Consider the following 25,123-nt stretch of genomic DNA (forward strand, 5'->3'; position numbering starts at 1 on the left):
GTGGATAACTGCCGGAGCCACGCTAGTCAGCGCGGGTCGCGGGAGCAAACTCCACTGTATGGTGCGGCGGCGTGTCGTGCCACCGCCCGAGTACGTCACACTGGTAATGCGACGAGAGGACCCGAGAGCGCGTCGGTTTGAGTTCTCAGGCGTCTCGACGTAGCCTTAGTCGGTTGACTTATGCCCTCGTGGCAGTCCCCGTAACGTCGTCCCCGGTCCTCCAAGGGTAGAACCCCGTCCCGGTGACACCTGATCCGGAGTTGATCTCTATGAGCAAGCGCACCTACCAGCCCAACAACCGTCGCCGGGCCAAGAAGCACGGCTTCCGCGCCCGCATGCGCACTCGCGCCGGCCGCGCCATCCTCTCGGCTCGTCGCGCCAAGGGGCGCACCGAGCTCTCCGCTTGATCTGACCGGTGCTCGCGCGGTCGCACCGGCTCACCCGCGGATCGGACTATAAAGCCGTCGTCCGTCGGGGGCGTCGCTGTGCAGGCGCGCACACGGTGACGTATTCCCTGCGCGCCGACGATTCCGCTGCGCCGCGCTTCGGCTTCATCGTGAGCCGGCAGGTGGGTGGCGCCGTGGTGCGCAACACCGTGCGCCGACGGTTGAAGGCCGTGTGCGCCGCCGCCATCGCCGATGTGGGAGATGGACGCGACGTCGTCATCCGCGCACTTCCCAGCTCGGCGAATGCGTCGTTCGCGGAGCTTCGCGCCGAGGTGACCCGGTGCCTGACACGGAAGCCCGTGGCATGAGCGTCCTCCCGGCTTACGCCCGAGGAGAGGCGCACTTCGATGCATCCGCTCTGCTTTCCTCCGTGCCGCTTCTTCCCCGCAACGCTCTTCTCGGACTTCTCCATGCCTACCGTGCGACGATTTCCCACACGTACGGTGATGTGTGCAAGTACTACCCGTCATGCTCGGCCTACGCGGTCGGTGCGGTGCAGCAGCACGGTGCCGTCGTCGGGACGGCGATGACGGCGGCAAGACTTGCACGCTGTCACCCGTGGGCGAAGGGCGGCGTCGATGACGTTCCCCTCCGTCCCGGCTTCCGCCACGGCATCACTCCCCACGGCTTCGTCGTGCCTGCCACCCCTGGAAAGGACTGATCCGTCACATGGATCTCATCGGCATCATCCTCTGGCCCCTGAAATGGGTGGTCGAGCTCGTCCTCGTCGCGTGGCATGCGCTCTTCACCGCGATCGGCCTCCCGCCGGCAGACGGCATCACCTGGGTGCTGTCGATCGTGGGGCTCGTCATCGTCGTGCGTGCGGCGCTGATCCCGCTCTTCGTGCGGCAGATCAAGAGCCAGCGGAAGATGATGGAAATTGCCCCTGAACTGCGCAAAGTTCAGGAGAAGTACCGGGGTAAGCGCGACCAGCTGTCGCGTGAGGCCATGAGTCGCGAGACGATGGCGCTGTACAAGAAGCACGGCACGACACCGGTGTCGAGCTGTCTGCCGCTGCTCGTGCAGATGCCGATCTTCTTCGCCCTGTTCAGCGTGCTCAACGACGTCACCCGGCACGTCCAGCAGGGCATCGGCGGCGTCGGCCTGCTCAACGCCGAGCTCACCCAGCAGTTCTACGACGCCAAGCTCTTCGGCGTCGCTTCTCTCCACGAGACGCTGATCAACGCGTTCGAGTCGAACAACGTCACCGCGATCATCATCCTCCTGACGCTCGTGGTGCTCATGATCGCGTCGCAGTTCTTCACCCAGCTGCAGATCATCTCGAAGAACCTCTCCCCCGAGGCCAAGACCGGCCAGGCGTACCAGATGCAGAAGATCATGCTCTACGTCCTGCCGTTCGCCTTCGTGTTCTCGGGTGTCTTCTTCCCCCTGGGTGTCGTCATCTACTGGTTCGTCTCGAACCTGTGGACGATGGGTCAGCAGTTCCTGGTCATCCGCGAGATGCCGACCCCGGGATCGGATGCCGCGAAGGCGCGCGAGGAGCGGCTCGCCCGCAAGGGGAAGGCCATCGACGCCTCGGGCAAAGTCGTTCCGCTCGAGAAGTACCAGGCCGAGCAGCAGCGCCTTCTCGAAGAGGCGGAGCGGGCCAAGGCGACCCAGCCCAAGCGGCAGCAGCCGATGAGCAAGCAGCGCGCGAAGAAGCAGCAACGCCCGAACTCGCAGGCCGGGCAGAAGCCCGACCCCGCGGCGAGCTGACCCGACCGACCCCCGAAGGAAACCCATGTCTGACGTCGCGCCCGTTGACGCCCGCCCCTCCCGCGAAGAGCCTTCCGTCGAGCAGCTCGAGGAGGAAGGCGATATCGCCGCTGATTTCATCGAGGGCCTTCTCGACATCGCCGACGTGGATGGCGACCTGACCCTGGACGTCCGGGCCGGGCGTCCGTACGTCTCGGTCGAAGGCGAGTCGGGAGACTCGCTTGCGCTGCTGTCGGACCCTGACACCGTGCAGGCGCTGCAGGAGCTCACGCGTATCGCCGTGCAGAACCGCACCGGTCGGCTGTCACGCGTCATCCTCGACATCGGTGGGTCGCGCGATGCGCGGCAGCGGGAGTTGGAGAAGCTCGTCGATCGTGCGATCGCGCGTCTGGACGAGGGTGCCACCCAGGCCTCGCTGCCGGCGATGTCGAGCTACGAGCGGAAGCTGATCCACGACATCGTCGCTGAGCGCGGGTTGGTGTCGGAGTCGTACGGCGAGGGTGCCGACCGTCACACCGTCATCCGACGTGGCTGACGACAACGTTTCACGTGAAACCCCGGCGTCGGTAGAGGCAGAGCCGCAGGCCGCGGCGACGCTGTTCAGCGACGCCACCGCTCTCGATCGGGCCCGGCGCTTCACGCACGCTCTGGCGGAGCAGGGCGAGGAGCGCGGGCTGATCGGCCCGCTGGAGCTCCCCCGTCTCTGGACACGTCATGTCTTGAACAGTGCGATCGCCGCCCCGCTGTTCCCCGCCGGCCGGGTCGGCGATGTCGGCTCGGGTGCGGGATTGCCGGGAATCGTCCTGGCGATCGCACGTCCCGACGTCCAGTGGGTCCTCATCGAACCGATGGAGCGACGCGTCGCGTGGCTCTCCGAGCAGGTCGAAGCACTCGGTCTCTCGAACGTCGAGGTTGTGCGCGCTCGTGCGGAAGAGTGGTCGAAGGGCCCGGTTCTCGATGCGGTCACAGCTCGCGCGGTAAGTGCTCTCCGAACCCTGCTACCCCTGACGGCGCCTCTTGTGCGCAACGGTGGCGAGCTCATCTTCCTCAAGGGGCAGAACGCGCAGGTGGAGATCGACGCGGCCGCGAAGCAGATGCGTAAGTTCCATGTCGTCGACGCGCGCGTCGAGCTTCTCGGTGAGGGTGTCCTGGCGGAACCTACCCGCGCCCTGCGAGGTCGCATCGCCCGCCCCTAGCCCTCGATCGGCGTCCGGGGCCTGTGGAGGAACCCGCCTCTGTCCGGTGAGCGAGTAGCGCCGCAGGCGCGTATCGAGATCCCCCGCGCGTGTGTTCCGGTGACTCGTTGATGCGGGATGCCGTGGTGCGTGCATGGCGCCCAGGTCCGGTGATCGAGTAGCGCCGCAGGCGCGTATCGAGATCGCCCGCCCTTGATACCGTCGTCCTGCCACTTTTCCTGCACACGTCGATACACGCGCGACTTATCCACGTTGTCGTGCAAACGCCGATCCTTCCCGCCCCGCGCAGGCACGATCATCCCATGGCTTACATGTACATCCTCGAGTGCAGTGACCGCTCGACCTACGTCGGCAGCACACGCGATCTCAACCGGCGTCTCATTCAGCACAACGAAGGGATGGGTGCGTTGTACACGCGAGCACGGCTGCCGGTCCGTCTGCTGTACGTCGAAGAGTTCCAGAACGTCGGCGACGCATTCCGACGCGAAAAGCAGGTACAGACATGGGGTCGAGCGAAACGTCTCGCGCTTGTTCACGGGCGACTTGAGGAATTGAACCGCCTGAGTCGCAAGCCCCGTCGCTCCGGATGACGTGCACGCGGTGACGAGCGGTCAGTTGTGCCTTCCCCGTGCCTCGAGACGCTTTGCGGGTCACACACCGGCTCAGCTCGACCCGATGAGTCGCGCGTACTGGAGTGGCGGGCCGCGGGCACACGGCGACGATCTGCTGCGGTAGCGCGGAGGCTCGTGTCATCGCGTCGTCGAAGCGACGAGGCGAACCGTCGGGTTCTCAGTCCAGCGTGTAATCGATGTTTCACGTGAAACGCGTCGCGTTCGTTCACGCCGAAGGACACGACAACCTGGCCCAGTGGCGGTCGCGCACTCCGTCCTGAGCTTGACGGGCAGTCGACGCTCGGACTGGAGGCGTGAAGGACGCGGCCAGTCAGGTCGGCACTGCCTTCCGCATTGATGGGGTTCCCTCGACCGGAGTGGGTCGCGCCCTGCCAGGTGTGGTGTCGACAGTGTTTCACGTGAAACGTGGACGTTCACGCCCTCTTTCGTTGCATGGCCTAGACGCCGGAATCGATTCCCCGTCAGTGTCGAACTGAAAGTGAGTGAACGTGGTCGAACGAGCTGGCACGGAGCCAGGGGGTCTAAATGTCGCTTCGGTTATCCGCGCTCGCGACCGCGTGCAGTTCACACCCTTTCACATGGTGCGCCGCAACAGGAGATCCGAGAGCTGACACCGGTGGACGTTGTGCTCGAGAATCCGCGTCTGCAGGTCATCCACCGCTACTGGATCCGGCTGCGCCGCCTGTTCGACCACCGTGGGTTTGACGCCCGTCGATCTCGCTACGGCGGCTGCATTGACTACTGAACGGTGCAAGCGTGTTTCACGTGAAACATGGCCGCGGCGGTACCGTGCACAAATAGAAGGTTGGTCTCAGAACAGCGGGTCTGCACTCATTCGGTCACTGCTGACTTGACGCTCAAAGGTTTCAGGAGGGCGATCCCCAACATCCTCGACGGAAAGTGCAGTGCACTGTTTCACGTGAAACGCGATCGGATCATCTGCGGGCCGACTTGAGGCAGCGCCAATCCTCGATACGGCGCCTTAGTCGCCGCTCGCCCACCGACGAACGCGACGGCGCTGGATCGCAGTCGGGAGTTGCGCCGGCTTCAGGGCAGACCGCCAGGTCGCGAGTGTTTCACGTGAAACGTCGGCGCAGGCGCCGTCGATGTCGGGCAGCCGCAACGTGGGTCTCGGTATGGCGGCTATGCGCCTACTGGACCACCGTGGGGTGGGGCGCGCGTTCCTTCCGGTCTCGATACGGCGGCTGTGCCGCCTACTCGACCACCGGGAGGTGGGGGCGCGGGTTCCTGCTGGTCTCGGTACGGCGGCTGTGCCGTCTACTCGACCACCGATCCGGAACGGTGATTCGCGCTCGCGCGACCCCCGGAAAGGGGACTGCGGGATAGCGGAGGGGCGTCGGGGGATGTCGGGCCGGGCGATTAGAGTGGAACGAGTGATGGACGAAGTGAGCGGAGCGTTTCACGTGGAACACGCCGAAAGTCGGACGCCCGCAGCATCCGTCACTCTCGATGACACGCCTCTCGCCCGAGAACTCGCCGACCTGACGGCGCGACGCCGCCGACTGGAGAACGTCGACGTGCAATTCTCGGGGAAGACCCGTGTGTTCACGGTCGCGAATCAGAAGGGTGGCGTGGGAAAGACCACGACCACCGTCAACATGGCGGCTGCGCTGGCGTCACTGGGCGCCCGCGTACTGGTCATCGACCTCGATCCCCAGGGAAACGCCTCCACGGCACTCGGCGTTCCCCACGATGCGGATACGCCCAGCATCTACGACGTACTCATCGACGACTTCCCCCTTGCGGACATCATCCAGACGAGCCCGGAGTCGGACAATCTGCTCTGCGCTCCCAGCACCATCCATCTCGCCGGCGCCGAGATCGAGTTGGTGTCTCAGGTCGCGCGGGAGCATCGACTCCGTACCGCCGTCGACGACTTCCTCGCAACGACGAGCGAGCACCTCGACTTCGTCCTCATCGACTGCCCGCCCTCTCTCGGGCTTCTCACGATCAACGCGTTCGCCGCCGGGCACGAGCTGCTCATCCCCATCCAGTGCGAGTACTACGCGCTCGAAGGCCTGAGCCAGCTTCTCGGCACGGTGAGGATGATCCAGAAGCACCTGAACCCCCGGCTTCACCTTTCCACGATCATGCTCACGATGTACGACGGACGCACCCGTCTCGCGCAGCAGGTAGCCGAAGAGGTGCGCCAGCACTTCCCGAAAGAAGTGCTCAAGACCGTCATCCCGCGTTCTGTGCGGGTTTCGGAGGCACCGAGTTTCGGGCAGACGGTCATCGCCTACGACGGTCAGTCGGCCGGAGCCGTCGCCTATCGCGAGGCAGCGGTGGAGGTCCTCCGTCGCGAAAGCAACACTCAGCAAGAAGGAGACGCCTGATGGCGAAGCGCACAGGACTCGGACGCGGCATCGGCGCGCTGATCCCCACCAGTGAACCGAACGAGTCGCGACCCGCGGACGTCTTCTTCGCACGCAGTGCCGTCGCCGTGGAGGATCGACCCGAGACGTCATCAGCACCGGGCGCCGCCGGCGAGCCGACCGCTTCCGACGCGGATGACGCGTCGCGGGCGGTGTCCGACGACGAAACCACCTCGGACCTCGTGGCCGTGCCCGGAGCGCGCCTCGTTCAGGTCGACCCGCACGCGATCGTGCCGAATCCCCGGCAGCCGCGCACGCACTTCGACGCCGACGATCTCGCCGAGCTCGTGCACAGTGTCCGCGAGTTCGGCGTCCTGCAGCCGGTCGTGGTCCGAGACCTCGGCGACGGCTCGTACGAGCTCATCATGGGGGAGCGGCGAACCCGCGCCGCACGGGAAGCCGGGCTCGCCACGATCCCCGCCGTCGTCCGCGACACCTCAGACGAGCATCTCCTCCGGGACGCGCTTCTGGAGAACCTGCACCGGTCCCAGCTCAACCCGCTCGAAGAGGCCTCGGCGTACCAGCAGCTCCTCGAGGACTTCGGCATCACGCAGGAGGAGCTGGCCGCGCGCATCGGTCGGTCGCGGCCGCAGATCAGCAACACCATCCGCCTACTCAAGCTCCCGGTTCCCGTCCAGCAGCGGGTGGCGGCGGGAGTGCTCAGCGCCGGGCATGCCCGCGCCATCCTGTCTCTCCCCGACGACGACGCCATGCAGCGCCTGGCCGACAAGATCGTGAACGAGGACCTCTCCGTCCGCGCGGCGGAGTCCGCCGCCAAGCTCACGGATGCCGGTCTGATCCGCCCCTCACGACCGAAGGCCGGCGCACGTCGAGGCCACTTGGACGAACTCGCCGAGCGCCTCGGCGATCGCCTCAACACCCGCGTGAAGATCTCGCTCACGGCTCGAAAAGGCCAGATCAGCATTGATTTCGCCAGCATCCAGGACCTCAATCGCATCCTCGCTGAGCTGGGCGAGAACGGGTACGGCGACGGCTGAATCCACAACTCCCCACGGTGAAGAGCCGAGTGTCAGCGAGGGCACGTAGGCTGGTCAGGTGACATCCCAGGACCGCTCTCCACGCCGACGCGCCAGCCTCGAACTGCTGCGCGCGGAGGCCTCGGACGAGCTGTCGGTCATCGTCACGGAGCGACTCCGGGGCGGCGAGGATCCGTGGGATTTCATGGAGGACCTCCCCACCGTGGATGAGCTCGTGGTCTTCACCCTGCGGGCCGAGCACATCGAGGCCAACGGCGGAGTCCGCTTGAACGCCGCGCGCCACTATCGCGTTCTGCGGCAGATCGCGCTCGACTATCCGCCCCTGACTCGCGCGGTCTGGCGGCTGCTGGGAACGGACACGCCCTACCGACGGTGGGACGCCGCCGTGCAGGCAGACGCGTCCTGAGGCTCGCTCCACACGCCACACGACCTCTATGCCCCGTGCGGCATAAACCCGTCGTCGCCGTCAACGACGAAAGCCCCGGTCGCGTCGCACGCGAACCGGGGCCTTCGAGGAGAGCTCAGGACAGGTAGGACGCCAGGTCCTGCTCGAGGGCGAACTTCGGCTTCGCACCGATGATCGTCTTCTCGACCTCACCCTTGTTGAAGACCTTCATCGCGGGGATGGAGGTGATCTGGTACTTCATCGCGAGATCGGGGTTCTCGTCGACGTTGAGCTTCAGAACCGTGATTTTCTCGGGGTTCTCGGCCTGGATCTGGTCGAGAACGGGCGAGACCATGCGACACGGTCCGCACCACTCGGCCCAGAAGTCGACGAGCACGGGGCCGTCGGCCTTCAGGACATCCTGCTCGAACGTGGCGGAGGTGGTGGCCTTCGCAGTCATAGGTGTCTCCTTCGTTTCAAGTCCAACTTTGTGATCAAACGCTCACGAGCGCCGTCGTGTTCCCGAATCGGTCGCCGGGGCCCCGCCTCAGGCGGCGTCAGCATCCGGCAGGTTGTCGATCTCCGCGACATCCGGAGCGGGCTCGCCGGCCTCACCGAGCGCAGCGAGGTAGTGCTCCACATCCAGGGCGGCGACCGTGCCACTGCCTGCGGCCGTCACCGCCTGTCGGTAGGTGGGGTCGATGACATCGCCGGCGGCGAACACGCCCGGCACCGAGGTGCGCGACGAGCGCCCGTCGACCCACACGGTCCCCGCCTCGGTGAGGTCGAGCTTGCCGTGGACCAGATGCACACGGGGGTCGTAACCGATCGCGACGAAGATGCCGTCGAGCGCGAGCTCGCGGCGGGAGCCGTCGACGGTGGACTCGAGCACGACGCCGCTCACGGCGTCCTCACCCAGGATGTCGACGACCTCGCTGTTCCAGACGAACTCGATCTTGTCGTTCTTGAACGCCCGCTCCTGCATGATCTTCGAGGCACGCAGCTCTTCTCGGCGGTGGATGACGTACACCTTGGAGGCGAACTTCGTCAGGAACGTCGCCTCTTCCATCGCCGAGTCGCCGCCGCCCACCACGGCGATGGTGCGCTCGCGGAAGAAGAACCCATCGCAGGTGGCGCAGTACGACACACCGCGACCCGACAGGCGCGACTCGCCCTCGATGCCGATCTTGCGGGGCGCCGAGCCGGTGGCGAAGACGATCGACTCCGCCTCGTGTGAAGCGCCGCTGCCGAGGGTGACGCGCTTGACGTCGCCGTCGAGGTCGAGCGACACGACGTCGTCGTAGACGACCTCGGCGCCGAACTTCTCGGCCTGCTCCTGCATCTTGGCCATGAGCTCAGGCCCCTGGATGCCCTCGGGGAACCCGGGGAAATTCTCCACCTCGGTGGTGTTCATCAGCTCGCCGCCCGCCTCGACCGAGCTGGCGATCACGAGAGGTTCGAGGTTGGCCCGGGCCGCGTAGATGGCCGCCGTGTAGCCGGCAGGGCCCGATCCGATGATGATGACGTGACGCACGACGCGCCCCTTTCGATTGCTTCCGGGGTTCTCAACACATGCTAGACGCCCGGCATTCCACACCTGGAAGGTGAACGAGGGGTAGCGGGGGCAGCCCCCGTCACCGCTTGCCGGGCAGGAACCGCTTGACCATGCTCAGCGCAGGCGTCAGCTCGGGCGCCCGCAGGAGCGCCAGCATCCCGATGTACACGCCGAGCACGATGACACCGATCACAACACTCCCGAGGGCGCCGAGGAAGCGGTCCGCCACCGTCCACCCGTCCACCCCGCCGAGGAGCAGGAACACGCCCCAGCCGACGGCGGCGGCGGGAACGGCGGCGAGAGCGAACCGGGCGAGCGACAGCATCCACCCCCGGGCGTCGATGTCGCCGATCCGTCGGCGCAGCAGCCGCGTGGCGATGATGACCTGCACGAGGCTGGCGAACGACTGCCCGAGGGCGACGGCCGCCGCGAGGCTCTCGATGGGGAGGACACCGGCCTCGTACGCACCGCGCGCGGCCCACGCGGTGGCGACGACGACACCGCACTGGAACAGCGTGAAGAAGAAGGGCGTCCGGGTGTCGTTGTAGGCGTAGAAGGTGCGCTGCACGGTGAAGAGCACCGCCAGGGGGATGAGCCCGACGAGGTAGGCGAGCAGCACCCACGCCGCCTCGACAGCGTCGCCCGCCGAATTGGTGAAGATGCGCGAGGCGGGCACGGCCGCGACGGCAACGGCGGCGGTCGCGACGACGATGAAGAAGCCGAGGGTGCGGATGCTGCGCCCGACGTCGGCGCGGACCTCGGCCTCGCGGCCTGCGGCCGCGTGCTCACTGAGTTGGGTGAAGTACGGCGTCCCGATCGAGATCACGATGATCGAGTAGGGGAGCATGAAGATCAGCCAGGCGTTGGCCATCACCGTAAGCGACGCGCCGTCACCCGACGCCTCGGAGACCACGCGCGTCTGCACGAGGCCGGCGAGCTGCCCCGCGAGCACCATGAGGAACGTCCAGCCGGCGAGGCGCCCGACCTGACCGAGACCGACGCCGCGCCAGACGAAGTCGGGCCGCACCCGGATACCGGTGCGTCGCCAGAACGCCAGGAGGAGCACGGCCTGTACGACGATGCCGAGGGTCGCGGTCCCGCCGAGGACGGCCACGCGCGTGGCATCCCACTCATCGATCAGTTCCAGATTGGACCCGAACACGGCGATGAAGATCCCGAAGCCGACGATCGAGATGACGTTGTTCACGATCGGCGCCCAGGTGAACGGGCCGAAGACGCGCCGGGCGTTGAGGGTCTCGCCGACGAGGGCGTAGAGGCCGTAGAAGAAGATCTGCGGCAGACACCAGTAGGCGAAGGCGGTGGCGAGGGCGAGCTGATCGGCGGTGAATCCGTCGGCGTAGAGGGCGATCAGCCACGGGGCGACCAGCAGCGCGATGGCCGTGGTGACGAGCAGCACCACGGTACCCAGCGTGAAGAGCTTGGAGATGAACCGTTGCCCGCCGTCGGTGTCGGCGCTCGCCCGCACGATCTGCGGCACGATCACCGCGGTGAGGATGCCGGTGGAGATGATCGCGTAGATGTTGTTCGGCAGCTGGTTGGCGATCGTGAACGCGTCAGCCGCGCGGCTGCCGACCGAGCCGATCGCGGCGACCAGGACGATCGTGCGCAGGAGCCCCGTCACCCGCGAGACGATCGTGCCCGCGCCGATGAGGACGCTCGCCCTCCCGATCCCGCTCACGGGGCCTCACCCGCGGCAGCCGGGGACTTCCGTCGGCGCAGGCGCCGCACCGTGCGGATGACACCGATCACGAGGAAGACGCCGACGAGGGTGGCGAGCACGATGAGCCCGATCGACTCCCACTCGGCGCTGACGACCACCTCGACCGACTGGGTCTGACCGATCGGCTCGAGCGTCGGGCTCCGCAGCTGCAGGTCGACGCGCACCTCGCCGTTGCCCAGTCGCGCCTGCACCGGAACCTCGACGCGCGCGTTCGATCCGGCCGGGACGGTGAAGGCCGTCACCTCCTGCACATCGAGGCGGACGTCGTCGGGGGCGGCGCGAAGCTCGAGATTCACCGACCAGGGGAGGTCGTTGCGCACCCAGGGCCGCAGGGCCGAGTCGGCGCTGATGAGCTGTGTGGTGCTCGGGGGGAGCATCTCGACCGCCGAAAGCGTCTCCTCGGTCGCCGCGCGGTGCTCGGTGAGCGCGAGGGTGCCGGCCGCCGGAGTCGCGAGCCACGACACCCCGAGCAGCTGCAGCAGCTCGGCGCGTTCGGGTCCGGTGAGCAGCTGTGGATCATCGAGGATGCTGGAGAACCGGCCGATCCGGGCTTCGTCGTCGATGAGGGCGGATGTCGCGGCCGCGCGCTCCGCCTCGAGGACGCCTTCCTCAGCGGTGAGCGCCGCGATCTCGACGGGCGTCGGCGGCGCAGCGATGAGGCCCGGAAGAGACAGAGCGGTCACGCCCGGTGCTTCGAGCGCGGCGGCGATCGCGGTGTCGAGCGCGACGTAGGAGCGCGTGGACGACCGGTCGAAGGCGACGAGGAGCGGGGCGTCGGGCACGTCGGCCTTGGCGAACGCGAGCTCGGCGCTGGCTGTGGCGAGCTCCGCCCCGCGCAGGACGGCGTCGTCGAGGAGGGAGGCGGTCTGCAGAGCGTCGGAGAGGCGGCTGTCGTACACCAGGACGCCGGCACCGCCGGCGTCGCCGCGCGCCGGGACGGGCGACCCACCCGAGCCGGCTGCGGTGCGGTCGGACGGCACGAGGGTGAGCGCCGGCGAGCTCTCCGTGCCGAGCGGTGCGAGCCCCGCGACGGTGTCGGGGGCGACGGCGACGCCCGCGGGCCAGTAGACCGCGTCGCGCGCGTTGCCGATGGACAGCAGCTCCGCGAGGTCGGGGAGGACGGGCGCGGACGGGTCGACCGGAACCGACGGACTGGTCGACGGGGTGGGGGTGCCCGTGCCCGGCGTGGTCGCACTCGGGGTGGGCGCGGCGGTGCCGCTCGGACCCGCCGTGGGCTCGGGGTCGTCCTCCTCGCCGTTGCCGGCGAAATCGTCGACGTCCATGTACGACAGCAGTGAGGTCGGCTGCAGCGGCACGGTCAGCCCGGCGCGCAGCTGTGTGGCCACGTCGGCGTCGCCGAACTGGGTGGCGAAGCGCGAGTTCGGCAGGGAGAGCAGACGGTCGAGCCACTCCACAGCCTGCTCGGGGGCGCTGTCGCCGAGGACGCGGATGCTCGCGGGGATCGCCGGATCGACCGCGAGGATCGCCGCGGTGCCCTCGACGCCGGTGAGCTGCGCGTCGAGGTCGCCGCCGGGGGCGGTCAGGGTGGCCAGCTCGTCGGCCGTGAGAAGCCCCGCTGACAGCGCAGGGGCGGTGATCGGCACCACCGCGGCCACGGCGGCGGTTGCCGCCGGATCGGGCACGACGATCACGCTGCGCGCCTCGATCTCACCCTCGGACCCGGTGACGCGCGCCGTGAGGGGGTAGACGCCGGGCGCCTTGCCGGCGAGCACGGGGTTGTCGGCCGCGACCGTGACGGCGACCGTCTGGCGCGCGCCGGTCGCGACGGGTTCGACGGGCGCTGCGCCGGCCTGCTGGACGGTGGCGCCGTCGCCTCCCGAGAGCCAGCCGTCCAGCGCCCCGCGGTCGCGGAGCGCCTCGAGGCCGACCGAGACGATGGCCTCCGCGCCGGCGGTGGGCAGTTCGGTGCCGTTGTCCACGGCCGCCGAGACGGTGAGGGCCTCGCCGCCGGCCACGACACCCCCGCCGATGGGGGCGAGGAGCAGCGACACCTCGCCCGACAGGGTCGGCGTCGCGGAGGGGCTCGGCGTGGGGTCCGGCGTCGCGGCGGTCGCGCGTCCCGACAGGGTCGCCGGCACCGGCTCCGCCGCGGACGCTGCGGACGCGCCCAGCGGGGCTGCGACGAGGGTCAGCAGGGTCGCGAACGCCGCGACCGTCGCGCTCCAGCGGGCGCGCGTGCCGCGTCGGGATCTCGCCCGCGACTCGGAGGGGCTCAGCGTCATAGATAGTCGGCCCGGGAGTCGCGGTGTGCGACCGAAGACCCGCGGCCGGGTGCGATTCTACGGTCCGGGCCTTCGAGGTTCCCGATGCCCGCCCGCGCGGCCGCCGATCCGCGCTGCGCACGCGGACCCTGACCGCTCGCGCGCAGCAGCGGAGGGCGTCTCGGTCGATCGGCTTGAATGGGCAGATGCCTCCCGCCCCCCGTCCGACCGTCTCGCCGCTTCCCGAGCCCGACGCCGTCCGCTGCCGCGCGCTCGCCGACGATCTCCGCGCCGCCGGTTTCACGTCCGAAAACCTCCGAGCGGTGTGGGGCCCGACCGCCGACACCGCCATCGCCCGGGGGCTGCGCGGCCCCGCGGTGGCCGCCCTCGGCGACCGCACCGATCCGCTCGCGGTGCTCGGACGCCTCTTCGTGCTCGGCGTCACCGAGCCGGCCGGGCGCGTCGCGGCATCCGTACCGCACACCGGCATCGAGGGACTGGTCGCCCTCGGCCTTGTGGATGTCATCGAGGGCCCGGATGCCGGGGTGCGGCCGCTGGCGATCATCCGCCCCCAATCCTTCGTCGACGAGCACGGCGAGGGCGAATGGTGGATCGCGAGCGACCTCGATGAGGCGGCCCTCGGCGGCCCGCTCGCCGAGGGACACGTCCTGGGCGTCGGCGGCGCGTCGCAGACGCTCGCGCGACTGCAGCTGCCGGGGGGCGGGGTGGAGCGCGGTCTCGACCTCGGCACGGGGTGCGGAATCCAGGCGCTCCGGCTCGGGCGCGGCGTGGGGCGGGTCGTGGCGACCGACATCTCCGAGCGCGCCCTCCGCTTCACCCGCCTGAACGCGCTGCTGAACGGTGTCGACGGCATCGAGACACGCCTCGGAAGCCTCTTCGACCCGCTCGAGCCGGGCGAGCAGTTCGAGCGGATCGTCTCGAACCCGCCGTTCGTCATCACCCCGCGCGTCGAGGGCGTGCCGGCGTACGAGTACCGCGACGGCGGCCTCGTCGGCGACGCGCTCGTCGCGGAAGTGGTGACCGGACTCGGGGTGCACCTCGCGCCCGGCGGCCTCGCGCAGCTGCTCGGCAACTGGGAGTATCGCGAGGGGGAAGACGGCCTCGACCGGGTGCGCGGCTGGGTGGCCGACGCCCCGGTGGCCCTCGACGCCTGGGTGATCGAGCGTGAGCGTCTGGATCCGCTGGCCTACGCCGAGCTGTGGATCCGTGACGGCGGCACCGCGCCGGGAACGGCCGAGTACGCCCGGCTCATCGAGGCGTGGCTGGATGACTTCGCCCGCCGCGGCGTCACCGGGGTGGGGTTCGGGTACATCCTGCTGCACCGCCCGCCGTCCTGGCGGGTCACCCTCGAGCGGTACGAGCGGGTGCGCGGCGCCGCCGAGGCCTCCGGCGCCGACCTTGCCGCTTCGCTCGCCGCGCACGCCCGGCTGGTGTCGCTCGGGGAGGGACAGGCCGGTGACGCGGCGCTCGCGGCATCCGTCCTCCGGGTCGCGCCCGACGTGACCGAGGCCCGCCATCACCGCCCCGGCGAGGAAGCGCCGACGGTCATCGAACTGCACCAGGGCGGCGGGTTCGGGCGGGTCGTGTCCGTCGACCCCGCCCTCGCCGCCCTCGTCGGTGCCAGCGACGGCGACCTGGCCGTCGGGCCCCTCATCGAGGCGATCGCCGAGCTGCTCGAGGTCGACGCCGGTGAGCTCCGCGCCGACCTGCTGCCGCGGGTGCGGGAGCTGCTGGTGACCGGCTTCCTCCGATTCGCCGACTGAGCCGCCGGATATCGTGGAAGCCATGCTCAACATGGCCGAAGGCCTCGCGCGCCTGAGCGCGCTCGCCGCATCGCCGGTCGTGTCGACCCTCGCCGCCGCGTTCGACGCCGCCGGCCGGGAACTGTCGATCGTCGGGGGACCGGTGCGCGATGCGTTCCTGGGGCGGCCGACGAACGACCTGGATTTCACCACCGATGCGTCGCCCGACGAGATCCTGCGGATCGTCACGCCCATCAGCTCCACGCAGTGGGACATCGGTCGCGCCTTCGGCACCATCGGCGCGAAGGTGCAGGGCGAGAGCGTCGAGATCACGACCTACCGCGCCGACAGCTACGACGGTGTCACCCGCAAGCCCACCGTCGAGTTCGGCGACACCCTGGACGGCGACCTGGCCCGCCGCGACTTCACCGTGAACGCGATGGCGCTGCGGGTGCCGGCGTGCACGCTCGTCGACCCGACCGGCGGCGTCGAAGACCTCGTGGCGCGGCGCCTTCGCACGCCCGGGGATCCCCGGGTGAGCTTCGGTGATGATCCGCTCCGGATGCTGCGGGCCGCGCGTTTCGCTTCGCAGCTGGAGTTCGACGTCGACGCCGACACGGTGGCGGCGATGACCGAGCTGCGCGACACCCTGTCGATCGTCAGCCCCGAACGGATCCAGGGTGAGCTGGTGAAGCTGCTGCAGACCGATGAGCCGGCCCGCGGCATCCGTCTTCTCGTCGAGACCGGACTGATCGACCTCTTCCTCCCCGAGGTGCCGGCGCTGCGCCTCGAGATCGACGAGCATCACCACCACAAGGACGTCTACGAGCACTCGCTGACCGTGCTGCGACAGACGATCGAGTTGGAGCGAGAGCGGAATCCGGATGCCGCGGCCGACGTGCCGCTCCGGCTCGCCGCACTGCTGCACGACATCGGCAAGCCCGCGACGAGGCGGCTCGAGCCCGGCGGCGGCGTGACGTTCCACCACCACGACGTCAAGGGTGCGCGCATGGCGCGCAAGCGCCTCCAGGCGCTGCGGTTCGACAGCGACACGATCGGCACGGTGACCCGGCTGATCGAGCTGCACCTGCGGTTCTTCGGCTACGCCGAAGGCGCGTGGACCGACTCCGCCGTGCGTCGGTACGTGCGCGACGCCGGAGCGGAGCTCGAGCGACTGCACATCCTCACCCGCGCCGACGTGACGACGCGCAATCGCCGCAAGGCGGCGCGGCTGGCCTCGGCCTACGACGACATCGAGAACCGCATCGCGGCCCTGCGAGAGCAGGAGGAGATCGACGCGGTGCGCCCCGAGCTCGACGGCAACCGCATCCAGGAGGTGCTGGGCATCCGCCCCGGCCGCGAGGTCGGCGAGGCCTACCGGTTCCTGCTCGACCTGCGTCTGGACGAGGGGGTGCTCGGCGAGGAGGAGGCCGAGCGGCGCCTCCGCGCGTGGTGGGCGGCGCGCTCGGCCTGACCCGTCGTCGCGGGCTGCGCCCGCACTCCGCCCCGCGCCCCGCCCGCACCCTGCCCCCTCCGCCTCGCTCTCACCCGACCCCGCGAGAGTGCAACGGGGCGCCGAGAATCCGTGGTTCACCCGCATCCTCGGCGCGCAGATGCACTCTCGCCGAGAGCGCGGGAAGCGCGCGGACGTACACTGGCGGCAACCGCTCGCTGAGGAACGGAGTCGGCGTGGCATCGTCGTGGTCGTCGCGCCGCGAGGTCTCGCCCGAGACCACGCGGCTTCTCATCGAGCGCGCGCACGAGGAGCTGCTCGCCGGCAACGCCGCCGACCGCCGGCTCGACGACGTGCGACCTCTGGTGCGCGACTCATGGCGCCGATCACTGCAGGGACTCGTCGGAGCCGAGGACCTCCCGCCCCTCGACCTCGACGCCGACGCGCTCGAGCAGTACCGGCGAAGCCACCCGCTCGGGTCGGTCATCGACATGGTGCGGGGCCTGCTGCTCCCGGGCGGTCCGGACGAATCGGGCGTCATCGTCGCCGTCGGCGACGCCGCGGGCCGGCTCATCTGGGTCGACGGCGACCATCGCATCCGCACCCTGACCGGCGACATGGGCTTCGTCGCGGGCGCGAACTGGTCGGAAGACGCGGTCGGCACCTCGGCGCCCGGCACCGCCCTCACCCTCGACCGCTCGGTGCAGATCCACGGCGCCGAGCACTTCAACCGCCTCGTGCAGCCCTGGTCGTGCACCGCGGCGCCCGTGCACGATCCCGAGACGCGCCGCCTCCTCGGGGTGATCGACGTCACCGGTGGCCCCGACGCGGCGACTCCGCAGGCGCAGCTGCTGGTGGATGCCGCGGCGCGGGCCATCGAGGGCGAGTTGCTCATCGCACGGCTGCGCGAGAGGGCGGCCCCGTCGCATCCGTCCTCGTCAGCGCGCCCGCGCTCGCGCCCCGCGCGCCCGCACCCCGCCCGCGCGACGCTCCGCGTGCTCGGACGCGACCGGGCGCTGCTCGAGGTCGGCGCCGGCGACACCGAAACGGTCGTCGAGGTCAGCAGCCGGCACGCCGAGCTGCTGCTCCTCCTGGCCGTCCATCGCGAGGGCCTGTCGGCTGAGCGGCTGAGCGAGCTCGTCTACGGTGACCCCGAGGCGGTCGTGACCCTCCGGGCCGAGATGGTGCGCCTGCGCAAGGTGCTGGAGCGGACGGCGCCCGACCTCGTCCCCGCGTCCCGCCCCTACCGCCTGACGACGGCGGTGGAGACCGACGCCCACCAGCTCCTCTCCCTGCTCGACCGCGGCGCGCACCGGGTCGCCCTTTCGGCCTACCGCGGGGACGTGCTGCCCGATTCGGTGGCACCAGGGGTGGAGGAGTTCCGCGCGACCGTCGCGTCCACGCTGCGCGAGGCGCTGCTCGCCGAGGCGTCGGTCGAGGTCCTCCTCGCCTACGCCGACACCGCCGCGGGCGCCGACGACGTCGAGGTGCTGCGCCTCTGCCTGTCGATGCTGCCGCCGCGCTCTCCCAAGCGGGCGGCTCTCGTCGCGCGCGTCGCGCAGCTCGAGGACTGACCCCGCAACCGGATGCAACCTCCGCTCACCTAGCGTCGGGGCACGCGACGACGACCTGTCGCGAACCTGTCGAAGGAGACATCCATGACCATCGTCGAAGAAGGCGTGTCGAGCATCTACGCCGCTCCCGGCCAGCGCGGAGCCCTGGCCGACTATCGTCCCCGCTACGGCCACTACATCGGCGGCGAGTTCGTCGAGCCGATCAAGGGCCAGTACTTCGAGAACATCTCCCCGGTCAACGGCAAGCCCTTCTGCGAGGTGGGGCGCGGCACCTCCGAAGACATCGACCGGGCGGTGGATGTCGCGTGGCGCGCCTTCGAGTCGTGGAAGCGCACCACGCCGGCCGAGCGCGCGGTGATCCTCAACAAGATCGCCGACCGCATCGAGGAGAACCTCGAGAAGATCGCCGTCGCCGAGACCTGGGAGAACGGCAAGCCCGTCCGCGAAACGCTCGCCGCCGACATCCCGCTCGCCGTCGACCACTTCCGCTACTTCGCCGGGGTGCTGCGGGCCCAGGAGGGATCGCTCAGCCAGCTCGACGAGGACACCGTCGCGTACCACTTCCACGAGCCGCTGGGAGTGGTGGGCCAGATCATCCCGTGGAACTTCCCGATCCTGATGGCGACGTGGAAGCTCGCGCCGGCGCTGGCTGCGGGCAACTGCGTCGTTCTGAAGCCGGCCGAGCAGACGCCGGCATCCCTGCTGTTCCTCCTCGAGATCATCGGCGACCTGCTCCCGGCCGGTGTGGTGAACATCGTCAACGGCTTCGGCATCGAGGCGGGCGCGCCGCTGGCGCAGCACAAGCGCATCCGCAAGGTCGCCTTCACCGGCGAGACCACGACCGGGCGCCTCATCATGCAGTACGCGTCGCAGAACCTGATCCCCGTGACGCTCGAGCTCGGCGGCAAGAGCGCGAACGTCTTCTTCGAGGACGTCGCGCGTTCCACCGACGACGCGTACTACGACAAAGCGCTCGAGGGCTTCACCTTCTTCGCGCTGAACCAGGGCGAGGTGTGCACGTGTCCGTCGCGGGCGCTCATCCAGCGGTCGATCTACGACCGGTTCCTCGGCGACGGGCTCGACCGGGTGTCGAAGATCGTGCAGGGGAACCCCCTCGACCCGGCGACGATGATCGGCGCGCAGGCCTCGAACGATCAGCTGGAGAAGATCCTGTCGTACATCGACATCGGCAAGCAGGGTGGCGCGAAGCTCCTCACCGGCGGTGAGCGCGTCGACCTCGGCGGCGACCTGTCGGAGGGGTACTACGTCGCCCCGACGGTGTTCGAGGGTACGAACGACATGCGCATCTTCCAGGAGGAGATCTTCGGGCCCGTCGTCTCGGTGACCTCGTTCGACGACTTCGACGACGCCATCTCGATCGCCAACGACACCCTGTACGGCCTCGGCGCCGGGGTGTGGAGCCGGTCGGGCGACACCGCCTACCGTGCGGGTCGGGCGATCGAGGCCGGTCGGGTGTGGACGAACACGTACCACCAGTACCCGGCCCACGCGGCCTTCGGTGGCTACAAGCAGTCGGGCATCGGGCGCGAGAACCACCTGAAGATGCTCGACCACTACCAGCAGACGAAGAACCTCCTGGTGTCGTACGCCGAAGGCGCGATGGGCTTCTTCTGAGACCGGCGGCGTTTCGTCGCGCCGCTGCGCGGCCCGCCCAACGACCGGATCCCCCGCCCGGTCGTTGAGCGGGCGCAGCGAGTCCACACGAGAGGAGGACTCATGAGTGAACCGAAGCCGTACAGCCGCGTCGCCGTGACCGACGCTGCGGCGGCCCTGCTCCGCACACTGACCGCCCAGCACGGGCCGCTGATGTTCCATCAGTCGGGCGGATGCTGCGACGGCAGCGCGCCCATGTGCTACCCCGTGGGCATGTTCCTCATCGGCCCGAGCGACGTACACCTCGGCGCGCTCGAGGTGGGGCTCGCCGACCCCGTCGAGGTCTACATCTCCGAGGCGCAGTTCGAGTACTGGAAGTACACGCACCTCACGATCGACGTCGTCCCCGGGCGTGGCGCCGGGTTCAGCGTGGAGGGCCCGACGGGCAATCGGTTCATCATCCGCTCCCGCATGCTCGACGAGCCTGAGCTGAGGACGTTCGGCCTCGCCCCGTCGGCCTGATCGCCGCGCCACCCGGCGCACCGTCCCGCGAGAGTGCAACGGGGCGCCGAGAATACGGGTGAACCCCGCATCCTCGGCGCGCAGACGCACTCTCGCGGGGCGACGCCGCAGCCGCGGCATCCGGCGCACCTGGGCGTCGCGTCTGAGATCCCGTGAGGATTTGCGTCCGCCTCCCCACCGATGCCTACCGTGGACGTCGGGCGACGGAAGGGAGTGGTGTGTTCCTCACCACGGACGACGGGAACATCGGCGACAACGTTACGCAGGCGCTGGAGGACGGTTGGCGCACCTGGACGGGCTTCGGCCTCGCGCTGGCGATCGCCGTCGGCGTCGCGCTCGCGGTCATGGTCGTCGTCTCGATCGCCCTTTCCCTGATCGGTCGCCGTGGTCGGTGGGCGGCTGAGCTGCACGCCCGCACGCGGTGGCCGTTCCGTACCACCCTGCTCGTCATCGCGCTCCTCATCGCGTCGATCGCGCTCCCGGTCGGGCAGAGTCTGCGAGACGGAGTGCACCACGCGCTGGGGATCGCGCTCATCGCGTCGGCGGCCTGGCTTCTCACCCGGGTGTTCCTCTTCTTCGTCGACAGCGGGACGAAGCGGTATCAGCGCCACGGCGTGGACAGCTTCTCGTCGCGCAAGATGAGGACGCAGCTGCAGATCATCCGGCGCCTGGTCGTGGCGGTCATCGTGATCTTCGCGGTCGGTGCGATCCTCATGACCTTCGAGTCGGTGCGGGCGGTGGGCGCGAGCGTGCTCGCCTCGGCCGGTGTCGCGTCGATCGTCGCGGGCCTTGCCGCGCAATCCATCCTCGGAAACCTGTTCGCCGGCGTGCAGCTCGCCTTCAGCGAGGCGATCCGGGTCGGCGACATCGTGGTCGTGCAGGGCGAGTACGGCAAGATCCGCGAGATCACGCTCAGCTATGTCGTGCTCGAGGTCTGGGATCAGCGCACGCTGGTGCTGCCCTGCACCTACTTCACCACCACGCCGTTCGAGAACTGGACCAAGCTCGGCCGGGCTCTCATGGGCACGGTGTTCTTCGATCTCGATTGGCGGGTCGACGTCGACGCCCTGCGCGCTGAGGTCGACCGCCTGCTGTCGACCACCGATCTCTGGGACGGGGTGGGAAGCGGCGTGGTCGTGACCGACGCCAGCGGCGGGATGCTGCAGGTGCGCGTCATGGTCAGCGCAGCCGACGCCGACAAGCTGTGGTCGCTGCGCTGCCTGGTGCGCGAGCACCTCGCGAGCTGGGTGCGCCGCGAGCATCCGGATGCCCTTCCCCTGCAGCGGGTGCGCATGGACGGGCCGACCGGCGGCGAGGGCGACTCGGCCGACGCGATGAACGCCCGCGACCTGACCGGTCCCGGCGCGGCGCTCCCCGCGCGGTCGTACGGCTAGCGCAGCTTACGCACCGCCCCGCGGCGCGCTCAGCTCGGCACGACCACCGCGCGCCCGCGCACCGTTCCGTCGTGGAGCTTGCGGTAGGCAGCGACCGCGTCGTCGATCCCGTAGCGCTCGACGTGCACCGACACCGCGCCGGCCCGGGCGAGGTCGAACACCTCCTGCAGCTCTGACCGGGTTCCCCAGTAGGGCGCGCGCACGGCGGCACCGAACGGTGTGGCGAAGAACCCCGTCGGCAGCACGCCGCCGCCGATGCCCACGATGTGGATGTACCCGTCGATCGCCACGATGTCGCCAGACATGTCGAGCGTCGGCTGCGCACCGACGAAGTCGAAGACGGCCTCGGCCCCGCGCCCGCCGGTGAGGGCGCGGATCTGCTCGGCGGTGTCTGGTCCCGACACGAGGGTCTCGTGGGCGCCGACCTCGGAGGCCAGGGCGAGCTTGTCGTCATTGAGGTCGACCGCGATCACGCGCGCCGTGGAGATGGAGCGAAGGATCTGGATGCCGACGTGCCCGAGGCCGCCCGCACCGATGACGACGGCGGTGGAACCCGGGTACAGCTTGTGCTGTGCGGCGCGGATCGCGTGATACGGCGTCAGGCCGGCATCCGTCAACGACACGAACTCCACCGGATCGAGGTCGCCGAGCGGCACGAGATGCCGCGGGTCGTCGACGATCATGTACTCGGCCATGGCGCCGGGCGCGCCGAGTCCGGGCGGCACGATGCCGAGGTCGGCGGCGTTCGGGCAGTAGTTCTCGGCGCCCTGCGCGCAGGCGTGGCAGAGACCGCAGCCCCACGGTCCGTACACCGCGTACGAGCCGCCGAGCTCCACGCCCTCGACGCCTTCGCCCAGCTTGTCGGCGATGCCGGCGCCCTCGTGGCCGAGGGTGAGGGGGAGGCCGTAGATGTACTGCTCCTCCGGAAGGTCCATGAGGAACCAGTCGGAGTGGCACAGCCCCGCGGCGGTCACCTTCAGTCTGATCTGGCCGGGCCCCGGCTCCGGTACGTCGATCTCGACGACCTCGGGACCCTTCCCGATCTCGCGATACTGCACGGCCTTCATGGCGCCTCCCTGCTCGTGGTGGACGGTGTGGCTCCAGTCTCCGCCGCCGCGGCGTGCGCCGCCACCCCTCCTCCCACTGGCCGCGCCTCGGCGTGCGTGGGCGTCAGCGGAAGAAGAGGCTGAGGAACCCCGTCTGACTGATCAGCCAGAACAGACCGAGCACGCCGAACACGATGATCGCCGCCCACGGCACACCGCGCTTGAGGCGCCGACCCGGCGCGGCGACCCCGGGCGGGGGGCGCAGGGCCGTCGTCGGCACCCCGAACGGAACGCCGGCGGGGCCGGAGGCGCCGGCGGGTCCGGCGGGTCCGGAAGCCGGAGGAGCGGATGCCGCGGCGGCGGCGTGCGCGGCATGGGCGGCGCCGTCCGCGAGCCGTTCGTCGCGCCACCGGGCCCACTGGGCGAGCTTGTCGAGCAGGGCGCCCACGACGGAGAACAGCCAGGCCCAGGTGGCGGGGTCGAGGGTGGAGAAGTCGCGTTTGGCGTAGAGGAAGAGCCAGTCGTCGACGATCTCGACGTCGAGGGCGGCGGCGTTGTCGATGAACCGCGCCATGATGTCGGGCGTGAAGAGGTACAGCGCGTCGCGCTCGTATCCCGCGGGGCAGTAGAGGGAGAAGTAGCGGTCGAAGTCGCCCTCGAGACCGAGGCGCTGGTCTTTGTCGAAGGCGAGGGGCAGGTTCGAGCCGAACAGTCCGTTGTTGCCGGTGGCGTCGAGCACGATGTGGGGAAGGGGCACGTCGAGCTTGACGGCCACGTAGCCCCACTTGTGGGTCGTCTGGTTCTTGCCCGACCCGGTGACGTAGCGGTAGTTGGCGAACTCGACGAACCGCGGCCGATCGCCGCGGACGAGGTCGGACGACTGCCGCGAGCGCCCCTGGGTGAAGATCATGCCCGGCAGGCCCGGCGACCCGAACTGCGGCAGGTAGCTCATCCCGTTCGCCCGGGCGAACCAGTCGAGGCGATACCACCGTTCCGCTGAGCCCTGCGCGGCCCGGACGATGAGCACCACCGCCAGCGCGATCACACCGATGACGAGCACCGTCGGAAGAAGCGCGGCGAGTCCGGCCGCGAGCCCGTTGCTCTGGGCGAGCGAGAACACGAGGGAGGCGAACACCCCCAGCACCGACGTCCCGACGAAGAGCAGGATCACCCCGGCGATCACGAACCCGATGATCGCCTGCGGCGACCCGAACATGCTCGTCACCCGGCCCTCGGCGCGCAACCGACGTGCGTATTCCCGCACCGCCCGGCGGTCGACCGGCTGCACGAGCGGGCCGGCATCGAACGGGTACACCGTCCGCGTCCTGCCCTCGTCGGGTGACGTCATCGATTCACTCCGTCCCCGCTCCACGACAGGTCGGCGCCCTCGTCGATCTCCCGCACCTCGAGGCGCGGGTCGGCGCAGACGGCCCGGATCGCCGCAGCCGAACCCGCGACCACGGTCGAGTCGGCGTCGACGTCGGTCGCCATCACCCAGGCGTGGTCGGCGGGCCACACGAGGCTCGGCGAGACGGCGCTCGGAGACAGAGCGGATGCTGCGCCATCGGGTCCTTCCTGCGCGGCGTCGCGCCAGGGCGCCTGCCACGGCCATTCGGGATCGGCGAGTTCGGTGAGGTCGCCTCGGAAGAGCACGTGATCGCGCTTCGGAAGGCTCAGCCGGGCGCCTCGCGACGCCTCGTCGTCGAGAATGCCGGGCTGCCACGAGGGCTTGCGGAACACGTCGTTGAACCGGTCGCGCACCGAGGTGGCGAGGAAGCTCGCGTGCCGGTCGGTGGTGGGGTCGGCGGCGTCCCCGGGCGCGCCGAGGAGCACGCGGGACGGCCCGTAGCCGAGGTGCCCGACGAGTCCGCCCCAGCCCTCCCACAGCGCGACGAATCCATCGGCCGGACTCGTGGTGTGCGCCAGGAGGGTCTGCGTCACCGCCGCGACGAGATCGCTCGGCAGCTGACCGGTCGGCGGATCGGCGTACCGCCAGCCCGCGGCATCCCTCGGTCCGTCCTCGCCCTCCACCTCCTGCGGGCCGACGATGCGGTGCCACTGCGCCCCGGGGTGCATCGTCGTCCCGAAGGCCTCGGCGACCTCGGCCCAGCCGACCCGTTCGACGTCGATCTGCGGGGACTCGGCCTGGAAGGCGTCCCACGCGCGGTGGTGCCTGGCGTAGGGAAGCGGCGGCCAGGGCCGCCCAACGGGGCGGTCGCGGTCGGCCGGGTGGAAGATGCGGGCGTAGGCCTCGAACCCGCGGGGAACCCAGGCGTGCATGGTCGTGCCCCACGTCGGGCCGTCTCCGTCGATGCGCTGTCGCAGCCAGTCGCCGGCGGCGACATCCCCCGTCCAGTCCATGTGTTCACGCTAGTCGGGTGCGCCGCCGGTCACCCCTCGCGCCCCGCGCGCCGCGGCCCTGCGGCGCCGCGTCCTGCCCTGCCCGGCGCGGCAGTCACCGCGGCTGGCA

24 protein-coding genes are annotated in these 25,123 nt (G+C 69.8%); 17 read left to right on the plus strand and 7 right to left on the minus strand.

Features of this window, described 5'->3' with window-relative positions:
• Nucleotides 1-269 precede the first annotated feature (269 nt).
• From rpmH to MA875_RS11830, 11 genes are all read left to right on the plus strand, one after another.
• Nucleotides 270-407: a 50S ribosomal protein L34 gene (gene rpmH, locus MA875_RS11785; RefSeq protein ID WP_248242477.1), complete on the plus strand. Its 138-nt coding sequence runs from the start codon at nt 270-272 to the stop codon at nt 405-407.
• A gap of 8 nt (nt 408-415) precedes the next feature.
• The gene (gene rnpA, locus MA875_RS11790; protein WP_248242478.1) at nt 416-754 is read left to right on the plus strand and encodes a ribonuclease P protein component; all 339 of its coding nucleotides are present in this window, start codon (nt 416-418) and stop codon (nt 752-754) included.
• Nucleotides 751-1,107 carry a membrane protein insertion efficiency factor YidD gene (yidD, locus tag MA875_RS11795; RefSeq protein ID WP_248242508.1) on the plus strand — a complete coding sequence of 119 codons (357 nt, stop codon included), beginning with the start codon at nt 751-753 and terminating at the stop codon, nt 1,105-1,107. Before rnpA ends, yidD begins: the two co-directional genes overlap by 4 nt.
• An 8-nt stretch (nt 1,108-1,115) precedes the next feature.
• Complete coding sequence (gene yidC, locus MA875_RS11800; protein ID WP_248242479.1) at nt 1,116-2,162, plus strand: membrane protein insertase YidC; 1,047 nt, start codon at nt 1,116-1,118, stop codon at nt 2,160-2,162.
• Between the two features lie 25 nt (nt 2,163-2,187).
• Nucleotides 2,188-2,697, plus strand: a complete 510-nt coding sequence (locus tag MA875_RS11805; RefSeq protein ID WP_248242480.1) for a Jag family protein — start codon at nt 2,188-2,190, stop codon at nt 2,695-2,697.
• Entirely contained in the window at nt 2,690-3,358 is a 669-nt protein-coding gene (rsmG, locus tag MA875_RS11810) for a 16S rRNA (guanine(527)-N(7))-methyltransferase RsmG (protein WP_372492572.1), read from the plus strand. Before MA875_RS11805 ends, rsmG begins: the two co-directional genes overlap by 8 nt.
• Nucleotides 3,359-3,660: 302 nt before the next feature.
• Complete coding sequence (locus tag MA875_RS11815; RefSeq protein WP_248242481.1) at nt 3,661-3,948, plus strand: GIY-YIG nuclease family protein; 288 nt, start codon at nt 3,661-3,663, stop codon at nt 3,946-3,948.
• Nucleotides 3,949-4,606: 658 nt separating this feature from the next.
• A complete protein-coding gene (locus tag MA875_RS17565; RefSeq protein ID WP_282448962.1) occupies nt 4,607-4,735 on the plus strand; it encodes a hypothetical protein in 129 nt (42 codons plus the stop codon).
• A 679-nt stretch (nt 4,736-5,414) separates the two neighbouring features.
• Entirely contained in the window at nt 5,415-6,347 is a 933-nt protein-coding gene (locus MA875_RS11820) for a ParA family protein (RefSeq protein WP_248242482.1), read from the plus strand.
• Nucleotides 6,347-7,384, plus strand: coding sequence for a ParB/RepB/Spo0J family partition protein (locus MA875_RS11825; protein ID WP_248242483.1), 1,038 nt, complete (start codon nt 6,347-6,349; stop codon nt 7,382-7,384). Before MA875_RS11820 ends, MA875_RS11825 begins: the two co-directional genes overlap by 1 nt.
• A gap of 58 nt (nt 7,385-7,442) precedes the next feature.
• A complete protein-coding gene (locus MA875_RS11830; RefSeq protein WP_248242484.1) occupies nt 7,443-7,790 on the plus strand; it encodes a tryptophan synthase subunit alpha in 348 nt (115 codons plus the stop codon).
• A gap of 115 nt (nt 7,791-7,905) precedes the next feature.
• Here the strand turns inward: MA875_RS11830 and trxA are convergent, their stop codons facing one another.
• From trxA to MA875_RS11850, 4 genes are all read right to left on the minus strand, one after another.
• Nucleotides 7,906-8,229 (minus strand): thioredoxin, encoded by a 324-nt coding sequence (gene trxA, locus MA875_RS11835; RefSeq protein ID WP_124291993.1) that lies wholly within the window; start codon nt 8,227-8,229, stop codon nt 7,906-7,908.
• Between the two features lie 87 nt (nt 8,230-8,316).
• Nucleotides 8,317-9,303, minus strand: a complete 987-nt coding sequence (trxB, locus tag MA875_RS11840) for a thioredoxin-disulfide reductase (protein WP_248242485.1) — start codon at nt 9,301-9,303, stop codon at nt 8,317-8,319.
• A gap of 100 nt (nt 9,304-9,403) precedes the next feature.
• Complete coding sequence (murJ, locus tag MA875_RS11845) at nt 9,404-11,023, minus strand: murein biosynthesis integral membrane protein MurJ (RefSeq protein ID WP_248242486.1); 1,620 nt, start codon at nt 11,021-11,023, stop codon at nt 9,404-9,406.
• Entirely contained in the window at nt 11,020-13,308 is a 2,289-nt protein-coding gene (locus MA875_RS11850) for a DUF6049 family protein (RefSeq protein WP_248242487.1), read from the minus strand. The genes murJ and MA875_RS11850 overlap by 4 nt, the downstream gene beginning before the upstream one ends.
• 185 nt (nt 13,309-13,493) lie before the next feature.
• Between MA875_RS11850 and MA875_RS11855 the strand changes: the two genes are divergently transcribed.
• From MA875_RS11855 to MA875_RS17820, 6 genes are all read left to right on the plus strand, one after another.
• Nucleotides 13,494-15,071, plus strand: a complete 1,578-nt coding sequence (locus tag MA875_RS11855; RefSeq protein WP_248242488.1) for a DUF7059 domain-containing protein — start codon at nt 13,494-13,496, stop codon at nt 15,069-15,071.
• A 22-nt stretch (nt 15,072-15,093) separates the two neighbouring features.
• Nucleotides 15,094-16,524, plus strand: coding sequence for a CCA tRNA nucleotidyltransferase (locus tag MA875_RS11860; RefSeq protein WP_248242489.1), 1,431 nt, complete (start codon nt 15,094-15,096; stop codon nt 16,522-16,524).
• Between the two features lie 215 nt (nt 16,525-16,739).
• Nucleotides 16,740-18,077: a GAF domain-containing protein gene (locus MA875_RS11865; protein ID WP_248242490.1), complete on the plus strand. Its 1,338-nt coding sequence runs from the start codon at nt 16,740-16,742 to the stop codon at nt 18,075-18,077.
• A gap of 84 nt (nt 18,078-18,161) precedes the next feature.
• Nucleotides 18,162-19,712, plus strand: coding sequence for an acetaldehyde dehydrogenase ExaC (exaC, locus tag MA875_RS11870; protein WP_248242491.1), 1,551 nt, complete (start codon nt 18,162-18,164; stop codon nt 19,710-19,712).
• Nucleotides 19,713-19,814: 102 nt separating this feature from the next.
• Nucleotides 19,815-20,213, plus strand: coding sequence for a DUF779 domain-containing protein (locus tag MA875_RS11875; protein WP_248242492.1), 399 nt, complete (start codon nt 19,815-19,817; stop codon nt 20,211-20,213).
• A 218-nt stretch (nt 20,214-20,431) separates the two neighbouring features.
• Nucleotides 20,432-21,607, plus strand: a complete 1,176-nt coding sequence (locus MA875_RS17820; protein ID WP_248242493.1) for a mechanosensitive ion channel family protein — start codon at nt 20,432-20,434, stop codon at nt 21,605-21,607.
• Between the two features lie 29 nt (nt 21,608-21,636).
• Here the strand turns inward: MA875_RS17820 and MA875_RS11885 are convergent, their stop codons facing one another.
• The 3 genes from MA875_RS11885 to MA875_RS11895 all read right to left on the minus strand — a co-directional run bounded on the left by MA875_RS11885 (nt 21,637) and on the right by MA875_RS11895 (nt 25,014).
• Nucleotides 21,637-22,674 (minus strand): NAD(P)-dependent alcohol dehydrogenase, encoded by a 1,038-nt coding sequence (locus MA875_RS11885; RefSeq protein ID WP_248242494.1) that lies wholly within the window; start codon nt 22,672-22,674, stop codon nt 21,637-21,639.
• Nucleotides 22,675-22,777: 103 nt separating this feature from the next.
• Nucleotides 22,778-24,001 (minus strand): hypothetical protein, encoded by a 1,224-nt coding sequence (locus tag MA875_RS11890; protein ID WP_248242495.1) that lies wholly within the window; start codon nt 23,999-24,001, stop codon nt 22,778-22,780.
• The gene (locus tag MA875_RS11895; protein WP_248242496.1) at nt 23,998-25,014 is read right to left on the minus strand and encodes a hypothetical protein; all 1,017 of its coding nucleotides are present in this window, start codon (nt 25,012-25,014) and stop codon (nt 23,998-24,000) included. Before MA875_RS11895 ends, MA875_RS11890 begins: the two co-directional genes overlap by 4 nt.
• Nucleotides 25,015-25,123 lie beyond the last annotated feature (109 nt).

Source organism: Microbacterium kunmingense (assembly GCF_023155745.1).
In the GTDB taxonomy this organism is placed as follows: domain Bacteria; phylum Actinomycetota; class Actinomycetes; order Actinomycetales; family Microbacteriaceae; genus Microbacterium; species Microbacterium kunmingense.

Excerpts from the sequence above, each read along its gene's own strand:
- trxA (WP_124291993.1), bottom strand. The coding sequence starts at position 8,229 with ATGACTGCGAAGGCCACCACCTCCGCCACGTTCGAGCAGGATGTCCTG.
- MA875_RS11875 (WP_248242492.1), top strand. The coding sequence starts at position 19,815 with ATGAGTGAACCGAAGCCGTACAGCCGCGTCGCCGTGACCGACGCTGCG.
- exaC (WP_248242491.1), top strand. The coding sequence starts at position 18,162 with ATGACCATCGTCGAAGAAGGCGTGTCGAGCATCTACGCCGCTCCCGGC.
- MA875_RS11815 (WP_248242481.1), top strand. The coding sequence starts at position 3,661 with ATGGCTTACATGTACATCCTCGAGTGCAGTGACCGCTCGACCTACGTC.
- MA875_RS11885 (WP_248242494.1), bottom strand. The coding sequence starts at position 22,674 with ATGAAGGCCGTGCAGTATCGCGAGATCGGGAAGGGTCCCGAGGTCGTC.
- yidC (WP_248242479.1), top strand. The coding sequence starts at position 1,116 with ATGGATCTCATCGGCATCATCCTCTGGCCCCTGAAATGGGTGGTCGAG.
- MA875_RS11850 (WP_248242487.1), bottom strand. The coding sequence starts at position 13,308 with ATGACGCTGAGCCCCTCCGAGTCGCGGGCGAGATCCCGACGCGGCACG.
- yidD (WP_248242508.1), top strand. The coding sequence starts at position 751 with ATGAGCGTCCTCCCGGCTTACGCCCGAGGAGAGGCGCACTTCGATGCA.
- MA875_RS11805 (WP_248242480.1), top strand. The coding sequence starts at position 2,188 with ATGTCTGACGTCGCGCCCGTTGACGCCCGCCCCTCCCGCGAAGAGCCT.
- MA875_RS11890 (WP_248242495.1), bottom strand. The coding sequence starts at position 24,001 with ATGACGTCACCCGACGAGGGCAGGACGCGGACGGTGTACCCGTTCGAT.
- MA875_RS11895 (WP_248242496.1), bottom strand. The coding sequence starts at position 25,014 with ATGGACTGGACGGGGGATGTCGCCGCCGGCGACTGGCTGCGACAGCGC.
- rpmH (WP_248242477.1), top strand. The coding sequence starts at position 270 with ATGAGCAAGCGCACCTACCAGCCCAACAACCGTCGCCGGGCCAAGAAG.
- MA875_RS11855 (WP_248242488.1), top strand. The coding sequence starts at position 13,494 with ATGCCTCCCGCCCCCCGTCCGACCGTCTCGCCGCTTCCCGAGCCCGAC.
- MA875_RS11825 (WP_248242483.1), top strand. The coding sequence starts at position 6,347 with ATGGCGAAGCGCACAGGACTCGGACGCGGCATCGGCGCGCTGATCCCC.
- MA875_RS11860 (WP_248242489.1), top strand. The coding sequence starts at position 15,094 with ATGCTCAACATGGCCGAAGGCCTCGCGCGCCTGAGCGCGCTCGCCGCA.